Source organism: Pseudomonas sp. PDM32, assembly GCF_019219225.1.
Lineage (GTDB): Bacteria > Pseudomonadota > Gammaproteobacteria > Pseudomonadales > Pseudomonadaceae > Aquipseudomonas > Aquipseudomonas laurylsulfatiphila.
Window position 1 is genome coordinate 171,963 of record NZ_JAHUWE010000002.1, and the last position, 15,348, is coordinate 187,310.

At 58.2% G+C, this 15,348-nt stretch carries 14 protein-coding genes; 3 read left to right on the forward strand and 11 right to left on the reverse strand.

Going from position 1 to position 15,348, the window contains the following annotated elements; translation table 11 throughout:
- Positions 1-4: 4 nt before the first annotated feature.
- The 3 genes from KW846_RS04330 to galE all read right to left on the reverse strand — a co-directional run bounded on the left by KW846_RS04330 (position 5) and on the right by galE (position 2,695).
- The gene (locus KW846_RS04330) at positions 5-1,066 is read right to left on the reverse strand and encodes a polysaccharide biosynthesis/export family protein (RefSeq protein ID WP_218481452.1); all 1,062 of its coding nucleotides are present in this window, start codon (positions 1,064-1,066) and stop codon (positions 5-7) included.
- A gap of 144 nt (positions 1,067-1,210) precedes the next feature.
- A complete protein-coding gene (locus KW846_RS04335) occupies positions 1,211-1,447 on the reverse strand; it encodes a hypothetical protein (protein WP_102698709.1) in 237 nt (78 codons plus the stop codon).
- 231 nt (positions 1,448-1,678) lie between these two features.
- Entirely contained in the window at positions 1,679-2,695 is a 1,017-nt protein-coding gene (gene galE / locus KW846_RS04340) for a UDP-glucose 4-epimerase GalE (RefSeq protein ID WP_218481453.1), read from the reverse strand.
- Between the two features lie 390 nt (positions 2,696-3,085).
- Between galE and galU the strand changes: the two genes are divergently transcribed.
- Both galU and KW846_RS04350 read left to right on the forward strand, forming a co-directional pair.
- Positions 3,086-3,919, forward strand: a complete 834-nt coding sequence (gene galU, locus KW846_RS04345) for a UTP--glucose-1-phosphate uridylyltransferase GalU (protein WP_102698711.1) — start codon at positions 3,086-3,088, stop codon at positions 3,917-3,919.
- Positions 3,920-3,966: 47 nt separating this feature from the next.
- Complete coding sequence (locus KW846_RS04350) at positions 3,967-4,383, forward strand: mannose-1-phosphate guanylyltransferase (RefSeq protein ID WP_218481454.1); 417 nt, start codon at positions 3,967-3,969, stop codon at positions 4,381-4,383.
- Between the two features lie 56 nt (positions 4,384-4,439).
- Here KW846_RS04350 and KW846_RS04355 read toward each other — a convergent pair whose 3' ends face one another.
- Genes KW846_RS04355 through KW846_RS04390 form a run of 8 tightly spaced genes read right to left on the reverse strand, consistent with a single transcriptional unit; the run spans position 4,440 to position 13,962 of the window.
- Positions 4,440-5,606, reverse strand: a complete 1,167-nt coding sequence (locus tag KW846_RS04355) for an SGNH/GDSL hydrolase family protein (RefSeq protein WP_218481455.1) — start codon at positions 5,604-5,606, stop codon at positions 4,440-4,442.
- Positions 5,607-5,633: 27 nt separating this feature from the next.
- Positions 5,634-6,671 (reverse strand): acyltransferase family protein, encoded by a 1,038-nt coding sequence (locus KW846_RS04360; RefSeq protein WP_218481456.1) that lies wholly within the window; start codon positions 6,669-6,671, stop codon positions 5,634-5,636.
- 12 nt (positions 6,672-6,683) lie between these two features.
- The gene (locus tag KW846_RS04365; RefSeq protein WP_218481457.1) at positions 6,684-7,787 is read right to left on the reverse strand and encodes a hypothetical protein; all 1,104 of its coding nucleotides are present in this window, start codon (positions 7,785-7,787) and stop codon (positions 6,684-6,686) included.
- Entirely contained in the window at positions 7,778-9,007 is a 1,230-nt protein-coding gene (locus tag KW846_RS04370; RefSeq protein ID WP_218481458.1) for a polysaccharide biosynthesis C-terminal domain-containing protein, read from the reverse strand. Before KW846_RS04370 ends, KW846_RS04365 begins: the two co-directional genes overlap by 10 nt.
- A complete protein-coding gene (locus KW846_RS04375) occupies positions 9,004-10,116 on the reverse strand; it encodes a polysaccharide pyruvyl transferase family protein (RefSeq protein ID WP_218481459.1) in 1,113 nt (370 codons plus the stop codon). The genes KW846_RS04370 and KW846_RS04375 overlap by 4 nt, the downstream gene beginning before the upstream one ends.
- 11 nt (positions 10,117-10,127) lie before the next feature.
- Positions 10,128-11,213: a glycosyltransferase gene (locus KW846_RS04380; protein WP_218481460.1), complete on the reverse strand. Its 1,086-nt coding sequence runs from the start codon at positions 11,211-11,213 to the stop codon at positions 10,128-10,130.
- Between the two features lie 40 nt (positions 11,214-11,253).
- On the reverse strand, positions 11,254-13,482 hold the full coding sequence (locus KW846_RS04385; RefSeq protein WP_218481461.1) for a polysaccharide biosynthesis tyrosine autokinase: 2,229 nt from the start codon (positions 13,480-13,482) through the stop codon (positions 11,254-11,256).
- A gap of 39 nt (positions 13,483-13,521) precedes the next feature.
- Complete coding sequence (locus KW846_RS04390) at positions 13,522-13,962, reverse strand: low molecular weight protein-tyrosine-phosphatase (RefSeq protein ID WP_102698720.1); 441 nt, start codon at positions 13,960-13,962, stop codon at positions 13,522-13,524.
- Positions 13,963-14,252: 290 nt separating this feature from the next.
- On the opposite strand from KW846_RS04390, the gene KW846_RS04395 reads away from it, so the two are divergent.
- Positions 14,253-15,218, forward strand: a complete 966-nt coding sequence (locus KW846_RS04395) for a glycosyl hydrolase family 5 (RefSeq protein ID WP_218481462.1) — start codon at positions 14,253-14,255, stop codon at positions 15,216-15,218.
- Positions 15,219-15,348 lie beyond the last annotated feature (130 nt).

The following is a 15,348-nucleotide window of genomic DNA, read 5'->3' on the forward strand; positions in this document are numbered from 1 at the left end:
GGCCTTAATTGCTGTTGCTGCTGACTTCACTCATGTTCTTCGCCGCGGAAGCGCCCGTACCGACAATCGATGCCGACGGCACCAACTGGCTGATGAAGCGATTCCAGCGAGTCACGTTGGCAGGACCTACGTACACGACGTCCTGGGGACGTACTTCAAAGTGCGTGGCCAGCGCCATGGCGGTCGGTGATTCGGCTTGCAACTGATAGACCTTCGCCGGTTCCACATCGAGGTTTTCAACACCCCTGATCACGTACACGGCATTACCGTTGGAGGTGGTCTGACTCAATCCGCCGACCGAGCCCAGCACATCGGACAGGTTCATGGTGGCGGTCTTGAAGCTCAGTGCGCGCGGCTGGTTGACCTCACCCATGACGTAGATGCGCTTCTTGTCGTTGTACGGCAGATACAACTGGTCGCCACCCCTGAGGTAGACGTTCTGCAACTCGGAATCCGACTGATTGAGGGTGTCGAGATTGAGCGTATAGACCCGCCCGTTTCGCGTCAGCAACAGACCGGACAAGTCGGCGCTCGCCGTATCGATACCGGCGGAACCGAGGGCCTCGACCACACTGAGCGGGTTGGTGGAAATCGCTTGCGGACCGGCCTTCGAAACGGCGCCCGTCACCACGACTTTCTGGCTGGAAAAGCGCAACACGGCGACATCCACTTGCGGCTCCGCGATGAAGGCCGACAGCCTGGCTTCGATGTCCGCCCGCAGTTGCTGGACGGTTTTACCGGCCGCCTGGACCTCTTTGATAAACGGGTAGTAGAGCGTGCCATCGGCACGCACCAGGCGACCGTTGGCGTCAATCTGCTGTTGCGCGCCGGAGGGGGCCGTCAGCTCCGGGTGGTCCCAGACCGTGATGTACAGGACATCGTTGCTGCCGATGCGGTACTCGGCCGGGGCCGCCAACAATTCCGCCGGCACGGACTCACGCTTTTGCGTGGCCCTGTTCATGGAGATGAGCTTGGGGGTGATCGGAATGAGCTCGACCCGGCTGCTCTCACTGGCGCCCTGACGCGTGATATCACTGGTGCTCAGGTATTGGCCGGGGGAAAACATGCAACCTTGTAAAGCGATGCTTGCCAACATTAAAAGAGAAAAACTACGAGTCATAATGGCACTACGCTATTCAAGGGCGAATCTAAAAACAAGGTCACCCGATTTGCATCGGGCGACCTTGTACTGCACCAACAGGTGTTTCAGTTAGTTGTGCGTGCCGGTTGTACCCGTGGTACCTGTCGTACCCGTCGTACCGCCGTTTGCACTTCCACCACTGTTGGACGCCGCTACAGCACTGGCGACCATTGCAGTACTGGCTGCAGTGGCTTGAGTCGCCGCCACGTTACCCAATACATTGGTCGCAGTTGTAAGCGGCGCTTCTACCGCGGACGCCCAGTTGCTCAACATCGTCAACAGGGCAATTGCCATCGCTTTCTTCATATCAACTCCTTTCTAACATTCAACCTGATAGAAATCGGGCATTACGTTAGAGGTGGTAGAGTTCAAGTCCGCAAAAATGCGAACAAGATCCGTTGTTCTTTCACAGTCTTACCCAACTGATAAAAGTCGAACGGCAGGTTTATATCTACGGACTTGCAAAAGGCATGGCCAGTGTATTTTCCCGACGATATCTAACAACCTGACCGGAAATAACATTGGGCTAAAACGCCATCATCCCAGGTAGCCTTTGGGGTGATTCGATTGCCAGCGCCAGGTATCGATGACCATGTCCTGCAAGTTGCGCGTAGCCTTCCAGCCCAACTCCTTCTGCGCCTTGGAAGGGTCGGCCCAGCTCTCGGCGATATCACCCGAGCGACGCGGCATCATCCGATAGGGCACCGGCTGGCCGCACGCCTGCTCGAACGCCCGCAGGACTTGCAACACGCTGTAGCCATCGCCCGTGCCCAGGTTCCAGGTATGGATGCCGGTGCGCCCGGCGATAGATTGCAAGGCCTTGAGATGCCCGTCCGCCAGGTCCACGACGTGGATGTAGTCGCGTACCCCGGTACCGTCGACCGTGGGGTAATCGTTGCCGAAGATCGACAACTCCTGCAGGCTGCCCACCGCCACCTGGCTGATGTAGGGCACCAGGTTGTTCGGAATGCCACTGGGGTCTTCGCCCAGATGGCCGCTGTCATGCGCGCCAATCGGATTGAAGTAACGCAACAGCGCGATGCTCCAGCGCGGTTCGGCCAGGCTCAGATCGCGCAGTACATTTTCGACGATCAACTTGGATTGACCGTAGGGATTGGTGGGGTTGCCCGTGGGGAAATCCTCGCGGATCGGCATCTGCTCCGGCTCGCCGTATACCGTGGCCGATGAACTGAACACCAGGCGAAACACCCCGGCAGCGGCCATCGCCTGACACAGGGTGATGCTGCCGCTGACGTTGGTCTCGTAATACTCAAGCGGCTTGCGTACGCTCTCGCCCACGGCCTTGAGACCGGCAAAGTGCAGGACGGCATCGATGGCGTGCTGCTGGAAAATCCGGTCCAGCAAGGCCCGGTCGCACACATCGCCGCGAATCATCAGCGCACTCTTGCCGCAAATGGCTTCCACCGCTTGCAATGCCGCGTCGCTGCTGTTGCAAAGATTATCCAGCACAACAACTTCATAGCCTGCCTCAAGCAGCGCGAGCGTGGTGTGCGAACCGATATATCCAGCTCCACCCGTTACCAGAATTTTCATAGCGCGGTCCATAGTGGGAAAAGTGCGAAGTTGCGTGTCAAGCCCCTCTTGTTAAAGCTGTGTGCTGAACCACACAAATAAGAGCGACAACAACCCAAAACAAAATTAGTTCAACGACTGGCAATAAATATTTTTTCAGGCCAAACTGTATTGCGGAATACTTATTAGCATTCCGACGCACTCACCACTATCAACAGTTACCGACTAAAAATAACTAACAACTATCAACCCGACATCTCATAACATTGTCGCGTTATCCGCACATTGCTATTTGCCACTAGTGGCCAGTCTCAGGTATTAAAGTAAGCCTTCAATAATCATTGAAACTTGCAATCACTCGTTATTGCGCGCACCCGTTGGCTGTGTTCCATGACTGTCCAGGATACTTTTATGATTCGTAAATGTTTGTTCCCCGCTGCCGGCTATGGCACTCGTTTCTTGCCGGCAACCAAAGCCATGCCCAAGGAAATGCTGCCGATCGTCAACAAGCCATTGATCGAGTACGCCGTCGAAGAAGCACGGGACGCCGGCCTGCAACACATGGCGATCGTCACCGGGCGGGGCAAGCGCGCGCTGGAAGACCACTTCGACATCAGCTATGAACTGGAGCACCAGATTCGCGGCACCGAGAAAGAGAAGTTCCTGGCCGGAACCCGCGAGCTCATCGACACCTGTACCTTCTCCTACACCCGCCAGGTGGAAATGAAGGGCCTGGGCCACGCGATTCTCAGTGGCCGTCCGTTGATCGGCGACGAACCCTTCGCCGTGGTACTGGCCGATGACCTGTGCCTGAACCTGGAAGGTGATGGCGTCCTCACGCAAATGATCGAGCTCTACAAGAAATTCCGCTGCTCGATCGTGGCCATCCAGGAAGTCCCCCGCGACCAGACCCACAAGTACGGCGTGATTGCCGGCGAGCCGATCTCCGACGGGATCTACCGGGTCAACAACATGGTGGAAAAACCGGCCCCGCAGGACGCCCCGTCGAACCTGGCGATCATCGGTCGCTACATTCTGACGCCGGATATCTTCGACCTGATCGCCGACACCGAACCGGGTAAAGGCGGGGAAATCCAGATCACCGACGCGCTGATGAAACAGGCGCAGAACGGCTGTGTGCTGGCCTACAAGTTCAAGGGTTTGCGCTTCGATTGCGGCGACGCCGAGGGTTACTTGCAGGCGACCAACTTCTGCTACGAAAACGTGTATTTGAAGGGCCGCTAAGACGGCTCCAACCCCCGACGCCCACTCTTCATTCAGGCAGGCCAACCATGAACATTGCACAACTCTCGGCATACATTGAAATGGAGGTGGGCAACCTCGGGGTGATGTCCTCGTTATCGCGCCATCAGCGGTTGCCGAGCGCCAACGAATCCTGGCTCGGCCCCACTCTGCTGGTGGAGCGCATCGGTATGTTTCCCTCTTCCGGAGACATCCGCCGGCCGATGCTCGACCCCTATCCCCTCCTCGCTCACCTGAAAAGGCTTTACCGCGGGCAGGCGCTGGAAATCGACGACCGCGATGGACTGAAAGCAATTTTCAGCGACTGGCGGTTCCGGGTGCGCATTTGCTACAACGACGCGGCCATCATCATCAACGTGGAGACCCGTTGTGCTACGCAACTGATGCCGCTTAAAACCGCAGAGCTGCTCGCTCATCTGGAGCACTTCGAATCGGCTGCCCTGTAGGAGCGAGCTTGCTCGCGAAAAACTCAATGACACCGCAGCTCTCCAGGATTCGCGCGTTAACGTTGACGACCATCGCGAGCAAGCTCGCTCCTACAGGTGTCCTGTGCTGATTCCCCGGTATTGCCACCGACAATAAGACGATAGAAGTAATCGGCAATCACCCGCCCACCCGTGGCCGGAACCGGATGAATCTTGTCCGGGCCGATCATGGTGGCGGCATAGCGCTTGAAGTCGGTGCCGAACGCGCACTGCAGATTGGCGTAACCGAGGTGTTCCTTGCGTGCCCAGGGTTCCAGGACTTGTGCATAGGCCGACATCGGGTAAGCACTGGAACGTGTGGTGTCCTGACGCAGGATCAGGTTGATGCTCGCCGCCGGTTGAATCTCGCGAACCATCCCCACCAAACCCTGGATGTTCTTCAGGTACTGCTCGGGTTTCACGCCAAAACCCTGGTCGTTGCCACCCAGCATGATCAGGTAGATGTCAGCGGGAATCTTCGACACCACCGTCTTCCACTGCGCCTGCCAAGGGCCATCGCTGTGGTAGAAGTCAGCGGACGCCGCGCCGGATGCCGCGAGTTTGGACACCCTCACGCCGTCCTGTTCGTTGCTCATCCACAGGCCGAAGAGCGTTGGCGCGCCCCTCACCACTTCCAGCCGAAACGCCCAATCCTTCGCTGCCGATGTGCCTGGCAGTGGCACTTCCTGAACCCCTGAGCCTGCGAGCGTCAATGGCTGCCAGGATTGCGACGGTGCCCAGCGGTAGCGAACCTCATTGGGTTCGCCATTGCCGAGGTAGAGCAATTTCGCCTGGGTGACAGCCGTGTTGATGGTCGGTGTCGGATCGGCATCGATCTCCAGCCAGGCACCGGGCCGACCGGCAAGGGTACGACTGTCGGGGCTGGCCTGGCCGAGGGCGGACACTTGCCAGTCACCGCCGAAGTACTTCTCGCTGCTGCGGGTGTATTTGAAGTGCGTGCCGCCAAGTGCAGCGCCGTGGTTGAAGCCAACATAGCCGGGACCGGCGAAACCCGCCTCCCCGGCCAGCCGCTGCACCAGTTTGTTCAGATAGAAATCCTGCCCGGCACTGTAGCTGTCGCCGATCACCGAGATGGACAGGACCTTCCCACCCTTCCCTTCGCGCCACTGGCCAAACCGTTCACGAGCGTCGCCGACTTCGACCACTGACGCCGCAACTGGCTGGACGTCATCAACTGCCAACATGCATCGCTTCCTTCACTCGGGTACTCATCAGGTCTGGGGCACCGGGGAGACGTTTGCCGGCGGCTTTTTCGCCGCCGCACGCTCACCCAGGAACAGCACGGAGGTGAAGTTGAATCGACTGAAAACCATCGATAGCACCACCGGCCCCAGCAAGCCACACGCCAGGCCACCGAGCACCAGAAGGCTTTCGTCCTTCACGCCCAAACGCCCCAGGACAAACCGCGAAGTGGCGGCAAACAGCACATGGAACAAGAAGATCGCATAGGAATACCCGCCGAGCCAGGTCAGCCATTTCGAGCGCATGTCACTCGACAGCAACGCAATGCAGGACACGCAACCCACCGTCAAACCGATCAGGCTGCGGCGGTCGACGATCATCTCGCGATCAATCGCCGCCACGTACAGCAGCGTCAGCGAGATCAACACAAACACCAGCGGCCCGATCACCTTGAACCGTTGCTTCAACCCATCGACATTTTCCTGGCCAATCATCCCCGCCACAAAAAACGGTAGCAGGTAGATCGCGCCGTTGATGCCGAACGCATCGAACTTGAACGGCGGTAGCAAGAACAACACCGCTGCAAAGGCAAACAGCAGATACAGGCGCGTCGCCGAACGCAGCAAACCACGCCACTCCAGCAGGCCGACGAACATGAAAATGATGAACACCGCCTGCAAGAACCAGAAGTGGTTGATCGGCACCCAGAACGACAACAACGCATCGATCACGCCGACGTCCTTGTTCACGCCCGGGCCCACCGCCTGCAATACGGAGAACGGCACGCCCACGCAGAACAGCGGCACGATCAGCCGTCGCACCTTGCCGGAGAAGAACGCCGAAAAGTCATTGCCGCGGATTTTGTAGATGGAATAGATGTAGCCGGAAATGAAGGTGAACAGCGGCATGCGCACGTATACCATCGAGTCGGCGATCACCCGGAACGGCGAGCCCAGGTCGATTTTCAAGCCGCCGCCCAACGGGCCGATGACGTGATAGAGCACCAGCAGCAGGCACGCCAGGCCGCGCAGGGTTTCGATCTCCAGGGACTTTTTCTTGCTCGACATAAAGCACCTGCCTCAATTCAGAATTCTTGATTCAACCTGCACCGGCTTGTTCGCCCGCAACATCAACCCCAGGCCCACGAACAGCACCGGCACCACCATCGAGAAGTGCCGGGCGAAGGAGCCAAAGTCCGGCTCGAACAGGCCTTGAACCAGCAAAAATGCCAGCGGAATCGCGATCAGTTCCTTGGGTTTGGTCTGGATCGGCGCGCCTTTGTAATCGGTCGAGGTGATGACTTTGAACAGCAGCAGCGCGGTCATGATCATCAACGCCACGAAGATCACCTGCCCCGGCCCCGACAGCAGAATCAGCTCCACCGGGAACGACAACCGGAAGAAGATGATCATCGAATCCAGCGCCTGCGAGACAAAGTCGCTGCCGCTGAGCCACGAGACGATCAACGACTTGGAGCCCTCTTCGCCCGCCGTGCGCAGTTCGTTGTTACTGGCGCGAATCGACGACACCGGAAACCCGAGTGCCACCTGGATCGCCATGGCGACCGCCAGGTAGAACAGGAACAGCATCAGGAAGAAGGTGAAGCGCGAGACATACTTCTTCATCACACAGACCCCGACCCAGGACAATGAAAACAGAATCCAGTAGGGTCGGATCAGTACGCCGTAAATCACCGCCGAGAAGAAAAAACCGCCGCGATATTTACGCGTCAACGAGCTGAGCAAAATGCTCAACACCGCCACCGACACGATAATTTCCTTGGTCAGGTTTTCGAGGAAAAACGAGCGAACGATGCCCCACAGACACAGCGTGCCGAAAATCGTCAGGGGCATGCGCCGGAAGACCACCACCGGAATCGCCGTGAGGAAAAAATTGCAGAACATACCGTAGGCCCAGGCATTGGTCAGATTGATCCCGGTTGGCCGCAGCAGAAACGCCGAACACTCATAGGAAGAGCGATCCGGCGAGAACGGGTTCCAGAAATTGCAGTTGTCGGCACGGGCGTAGGACGACCACAAGGTCATGGCATCCGGGCCCGGATCGCGGGGGACCAACAGCGGCATGGCTACCGACAGAAACAACCCGGTGAAGAGGATCAGGAACGAAATCGAGGAATCGAGTCTCTTGCCGCGAAACTCGATGCACGGCAGCTTCAACCCCATGCCAAACCCCCTTTCGGCCGGGTCACACGGGTCAACACGACAATCACGCCGAGCTGCACGATGATCGCAAAGACATTGCCCCAGGCAGCGCCGTAGATCGAGTAGTGCTTGATCAGCACGTAGCTGACCGGCACCGAAACCAACAAGCAGATCGCCGCACTGGCCAGTGACACCCGGCTGTTCTTCGAGGCAATCAGCCCGCCCCAGACGATGTCGCCAATCGCGCGCAAGGCAAAGGAAAAAATCAGCACGCCAAGAATCGCATTTTCCGGACGCGGAACACTCGTGGCGACGTAATCGAGCACAACGTTGAAGAACAGATAAATCAGCACCGCCACCGCAGCGGACACCACCAGCGAGCGCATGACCCATTTGTTCACGAACAGTTGCCGGACCGTGAACGGCTGTTGATCAGCCTGAAACCGCTTGGCGAGCACAGGAATGCCGACCACCGCCACCACCGCATAGGACAGCGCCTGCAAGGTATTGGCCGCCGACCAGGCGTACACGTATTTACCCAGGCTGGCGTAGGGTTCCAGATCGACGATCAGAAAGCGTTCGGCGTACTGACTCAACGCGATCAAGCCTGTGCCGAGATAGAACGGCAGCCCGGCCTTCCACACGGTTGCCGTGGCCAGCGTCCCGCTCACCCGGCCTTTGTGCACCGTCACCACGATCAGGTAGCCGACCACGATCACCAGCACGTTGGCCGCCACCCACAACCACAGCACACTGGCGACCCCGGACACCCAGCCGAGCATCATCCCGCCAACGGCCAACAGCGCCCAGAGACCGGTCTTGATGAAAAACAGCAGCGCGCCGGCCGTGGCTTTCTGCGCGGAAAACACGAAGGAGTTGATTTCGAACGACAGGTGTTCGGTGAGCAAAACCAGGGTCACGCAGAGGATCAGCGCCGTCGTTGCCTCGACTGCTTGGAACAGCGAATACACCAGCACCGTCGCCACAGACAACAGCAACCCCACGGCCAGGTACAGCAGCAGGACCTTGTCGACGACCCGTCGCGAACTGCCGCCGACGCTGATCAGCCGATTGATTTCGGAACTGAAGCCGACGCTGTAGAACTTCGACGCAATCAACGAGGCAGCGACCACCACGCCGTAAAAACCCAGCGCCTCATAACCGAGGAAATGGGTAATCGCCAGCACCAGCAAAAACTTCGCGCCCAATGCCCCGCCGCGAAGCAGTAGCCGAAATATCATCGAACGATACCTTTGATGATGTCGTCCATGGCCACGGTTTTTGCCTCGATCTCACGGCAGGTATCGGTCAGGCGCTGGCCGAAATTCGACAGAGCATTCGGTGCGTAGACCGTGTCGATGATGGTGTCGACGTTGATGTCGCCGCCGTTGATCACCCAGTCTTCAACGCCCATGTCCTGATAGGCACCAAATCCTTTGCGCTCATAGCTGATGTGGTAGGCCGGGACGCCGGACAGCAGCGATTCGATGGCGCCGTGCAGGCGCACGGAAATCACCAGGTCCGGCTGGTATTTGGCCAAGGTCGCTTTCAATGGCAGCAGGTCTTCGGTAATGCCCAGTTCGCGATAGAACGCACCGTCATCGTTGCCGCGCACGGCGCTCTGCACCGCACAAACCACTTTGCTTTTGTTCTTCAAGCGCTGCAGCAGCAACTTCAGATTGGCCACGTAGGCGACCTTCTTCTCCTTGCTCCACTCTGGCGGTTTGCGCAGCACAACACACACCGTTGCCGGCGATGAGGCGCAACGGGTGAACTTGGGCTGCATGAGGATTTTGCTGGCCAATGACTGGACCGCCAGATCCGGCGCGCGGTAGACGTTTTCACAGGCATCGAAAATCGCCGATGAGCGATTGTCGCGCACGAACACCGCATCGGCGCTGGCGTAATGCTCGACGATCTTGCTGCTCTCGCCGTGGAACGGCCCGATGCTTTGCGGCAGGTACACCGACGGCACTTTGCTGAGGATCGCCGTTTCCAGTTGCTTGGCGTGGCCCAGTTTCAACTTGATGTGTTCGAAGGCGCTTTTGGAGCGCATGTAGCCGCCACCGACGCCGACGATCAAATCGGTTTTCTTCAACAGATCCGCGAGACCGGCGTAGGACTGGTTGAGGAACACCGCTTGCTTGACCCGCCCGAGCCCCTTGGCCGCCATGACCGGCGCGTCAAAACGCGGGTGCGGCAAGTAACTGAAGGACTCTGGATCGGAGGCCACGACACTGATTGAGGTTTCGTCACCAAAGTTTCGCTGCACCAGGGCGATGGCCAGATCCACGAGCAGACCGTCACCGGAGTTGGACGCACTGTAGCCATGCAAAATCGTTACGTTCATATGCTTGATTTCTACTTAAAAGTGGGGGCGCGATACAGGTCATAGGTCTGGCGGATCATCAACGCGGCGCTGAAGCGCTCGCGGACGATGCTGCGCCCTTCGCTGCCAAGGTCGAGCAGCCGCGGTTTCTGGATTTTCGTCAGCACATCGGCCAGCGCCTGGTGGTCGCCGCTGGGGAAGACGTAGCCCGACACTTCGTTGGTGACCAGTTCGGGCAGCGACGTGCAGTTGCTGGCAATCACCGGCAAGCCCATGGCCATGCCCTCGAGCGGCACCATGGCAAAGCCTTCCCAGCGACTCGGGACGATCAGCGCATCGGCTTTGCGGTACAGCGCCTGGACTTCGCTCGGCGTCACCCATGGCAGGTATTCAACCCCGTCCATCGGCGGGCACTCGACCGAATCCTCGTTCACGGCGCTGCCAACCACCGTCAGTTTCAGGTCGCTGCGCTGGACGTTGGCGAAAGCCTTGAGCAACACGTCGAAGCCTTTCTGATAGTCGAGACGGCCGACGAAGAGCAAATGGATGGGCGCGGGGCTGCTGGCTTTCGGCGCGTCATCCTTGTGATGAATGCCGTTGTAGATCAGCTTCATGCGTTTGCGCTGAATGCCGAAGCGTGCGGCTTTGTCGAGCTCGTACTGGCTGACGCAGATGATCACGTCGGTGACCTTCTGCAGTACCCGCTCGATCCACGCGTAGGCTTTCTGCTTGGTCGGCGAACTTTCCATCAGGAACGAAAAGGCATGGGGGCAGTAGACGACTTTCGGCTTGCGCCAAGGTCGCAACAGCACGCACACGCAACGCCCGATAACCCCGGAAAAGGTGCTGTGCAAATGCACGACATCGGGTTTTTCCTTGAGCATCACCTGGGTCAAGCGCCAGGCGAAGCGCAGCAACGACGGCACATTGCGTCCGGTCCGGGCGAAGGTACGGATCTGTTGCCCGGCAATCCCGTGCAGTTCCTTTTCCTGATCCTGCGGGACCAGATAGACCAGCTCATAGTTTGCCGCGTCGCCTTCGGGGGAAGCCGAAATCGTACGGATCACCGTCGCGACGCCACCTTTGATCGTCTCTGCCACGTGCAGTATTTTTTTCACAACTCACCCACTTCAAACATGAAAGGACACCCCCTGACACTCAGGATTTGTCGGACGCGTATTCGTAGTTGTAATAGCCGTAGCCGCCGTTGCCGTAGTAGCTGGCCGCGCGCTTCTCGACGCCGTTGAATACCGCGCCCTTCAATTCGATGCCGTTCTGGGCGAAGCGCCGAATCGTCAGTTCGATCTCTTTGGCCGGGTTCACCCCGAAGCGCGTGACAATCAGGCTGATCCCCGCTTCGCGACCGACAATCGCCGCATCCGTCACCGCCAGCAGCGGTGGCGTGTCGATGATCACCACGTCATACAGCTCGCTGAGTTGCGCCAGCAGCTCACGAAAGTTGGCGTGCATCAACAGCTCGGAAGGATTGGGCGGGACCTGCCCGCGACTGATGAAATGCAGGTTGTCGACTTCGACTTTATGGATCGCCTGCTCGAGGCTGCAGCGCTTGACCAAGAGGTCCGACAAACCGTTGTCGATCGGTGTGTTCAGCGTCTTGTGCAGATGGCCTTTGCGCATGTCGGCATCGATCAGCACCACTCGCTGCCCGCTCTGCGCCATGACCGCCGCCAGGTTGGAAGAGACGAAGGTCTTGCCGACCTGGGGGCTCGGGCCGGAAATCATGATCCGGTTGCTGGTCGAATCCAGCCCGGCAAAGTGCAGGCAGGTGCGCAAACTGCGGATCGACTCGATGGACAGGTCCGTCGGATTACGCAGGGCCAACAGGTACGCCGGCTTGTCCGCCCCGTCCTTGGCGCGAATTTTTTTACTGTCTTCTTCCTGCTGCAGTGCGCTGTATGGAATCGATGCGTACACCGGCAAGCCGAGTTGCTCGATGGCCTCCGGACCTTCCAGGCCCCGGCTCAGGGACTTGCGCAGCAACACCACCGCCACCCCGAAAAAGGCACCGAGGAAGGTTGCGATCAGAACGATCAAGGCTTTTTTCGGTTTGACCGGGCTGGTCAGGTCGACATCCGCGGAATCGACCAAGCGCACATTGCCCACTGCCCCTGCCCGGACGATATCCAGTTCCTGGGATTTGTTCAGCAGTTGCGTGTAGATCTGCGACGCCACTTCCACATCGCGGGTCAGGTTAAGCAGTTCCTGTTGCGTCGCCGGCAGGTCCTGGGCCTTGCTCTCCAGCGCCTTCTGCTGCTGAGTCAATTCGCCGATCTGGGTCATCAACGCGCGATACGCCGGATGCTGCCTGGTGAACTTGCGATCCATCTCCGCCTGTTGCATTTTCAGTTCGGAGATACGTGTGTCCAGACTGACGACCTGCTCCAGCACCGATTGTGTTTCGAGGGAAATGTTGACCGTCTTGCCGCGGGTCTGATAACCGTTGAGCGCATCGCTCGCCTTGGCCAGGTCGCGTTTGACCTGCGGCAGCTGGCCTTGCAGGAACGCCAGGCTCTGCGCCGCTTCCGCCGACGTGCGTTGGACGTTCTGCTGCACGTACAACGAAGCGATCTTGTTGAGGATTTTCACCGCCTCTGCGGCGTCGGTGCTGGCCAGGGCCAGACGAATAATCCCCGACTCCTTGCCTTGCTCGGCAATATCCAGCGCATCCTGGTAACTCTGGATGGTCACGATTCGTGGATTGCGCACCACCTCGAAGCGGGTGCCCGGGTTCGCCGACAACTGAGCGATTTGCCCCTCTATACCGTCTTTCGCGAACGCCTCGCCAGCGACGCCTTCAACCAGCAGGTTGTCGTTTTCATCGAACAACTGGAATTGATGCTGTTCACCGGCAATCAGCGTGAGTTTCTTGCCCAGCAGTTCTTTCGGCAGATTGAGCCGGTTGATCTCCAGGCGCTCACCGCCCCAGGCGTAGCTGTTCAGGCCGAAACGCGGCGCCGCGACACTGGACTCGGTCTCGCCGCGATAACGTCGGGCGAGAAAACCGCCGATGACCGGGAAGGTGTTGGGGGTGACGTCGATATCAAGGCGCAGATCATCAACCGTTTTGCCGATCACCGCGCGGGACTTGATGATGCCGATTTCGGTCACCGACGGCGATTGCCCGCCGAGCATGCTGTTGAGATCGGAGAACCCGAGCATGTCGTTCTTCTTCGGTTCGACCTGCACCAGCGCGTTCGCCAGGTACACGGGCGTTGCCAAAACCGCATAGGCAACGCCGGTTGCCATGAAGGCACCGGTGAGCGCACCGATCAACCATTTCTGGTCAATCAGACTGCCAAATATGCCCAGAAGATCAATGCTGTCTTGATCGTTGTCACGGGTGCCGATTACTGACGGTAACTGCATAAGTCTGTTCTTACCATTCACTGATCTGAAGAATGTTCATCAATGTCCGAGGCGCTGCGCCCATGAGCTAACAGCATCTTCAATCAATGCATGGGCATGAATAAAAGCGGCCTTTCCTTGACGATACGGATCCTGTATTTCTCGCTCGCTCTGCCACTTTCCGAGCAGAAAAACTTTGCCCCTGGCATGAGAGGCAATCTTCAGTACTTGTTTTACATGCTCTTTTTCCATGACCAGAATCAGGTCTGATTCATTAACGATGTCCGGTGTAATTTGCCGCGCCTTAAACCCCTGGGCACTGTGCCCATGGTCTTCCAGAACCTGGAGGGCCGACGGTTCCATGGCCTCGCCTACCCGTGCGGCAAGGCCCGCCGAGGTGACCGTGATCGTTGAAGGGGCCAGCGCGTTACGCAGCAAAGTTTCTGCTGTCGGACTTCGGCAGATATTGCCCACGCAAACGACAAGGATCTTTCTGAACAAGGTTACTTTCCCGTGTAATATCAATAGGCCAATATGCCAGTGGGCTTTAGTGAACCCACAAGACCTCGCGGCACTGAGAAATAGATTCGCCCTGTTAATACAAGTGCATTAAGTACCACAGCCCCCAAAAGCCACCCAACCAGAATTACCGGACCAAAAATAACTGTGATTTTCCGGAACTGAATACCTGACAAAAAATAACATTCGCGCACTTCGCACCCTCGCGAGTATCGAAATGAAAGTAACGCGTCAACGATTGGAAAATGTCATTACCCGCCAGGAGTGCAGGCATGAAAGCAGTACGCTTCAAACGGCTTAGCGCCTCAGCCCTGTTAATGCTGGGTGCAGCCAGTCAGGTTTACGCCAGTGACTTGTTCCCCGTACTGGCCGCCAACAAGACCATCGGTGTCCAGGTGAAGATCCAGACCTTCTCCCCTGCCGATGCCGAGCAGATCAAGGCCGCCGGCTTCGGATTCGTGCGCTTTGGCGTGTGGACCAACAGCCTGGGCGGCGCGGCGTATCAAAAGCAGATCAGCGACGCCTTTGCCGCAGCCAGGTCCGCCGATCTGCCGGTACTGATGACCGTACGCTCGACCAAGACGCTGGCCTCCGCGCCCGACAACACCAACGAACTCGTTGCGGCGGGCGAATCGTTCGCCAGTTCGGTGAAGAGGCTGGAAAAGTCATACGGCGTGCAGCTCGTCGCGATTGAAATATGGAACGAACCGGACCTGGCGAAGTACTGGCCAACCCGAAAGCTCGACACGACATTCGTGCCGTTCATGAGTGCCCTGTGCAAGTCGATGCAGGACCAACCGCCATCAACGCCACTGATCGGCTTTGGCTTCGCCCGGCCACCGAGTGTTGGCACCACGTCAGCCTTGGCGCTGAAGAAAATCGTCGGTGAATACCCCCGATGCCTGAGTGCGATCTCCTATCACCCCTATGGCATGTCCGGCGAGCAGATCAGCAAGGCCCAGGCGTTTATTCAGCAGAACTACCATCTGCCGGGCGTCATCAGTGAATGGGGCGTACCCTCCCTCAGTTCGAACGGCGGGATTGAAGCCCAGGCCAGCAAAATCAGCACCTTCATCGCCGACGTCAAGAAGCTCGACATCCCGCTGACATCGATTTACGAGTGGAAAAACAGTGAAACGGGCAGCAACGACCGGGAGCGGAATTTCGGTTTCCTGACCTCCGACGGCCAGGCGAAACCGGCGAAAATGGCCGTCTCTACCCAGCTGAAAACGCAGTAGGACGTACGTCCACGGGGCGCTGACGGTCAGTTGCTTTGAACCTGTGCCGCGTTTCGGCATCGTATTCATCGATACCACGCCCCGCCTTTCAAACAATCGTTTTCAGGTTGTTGCCATAGGGGCCGTCTAT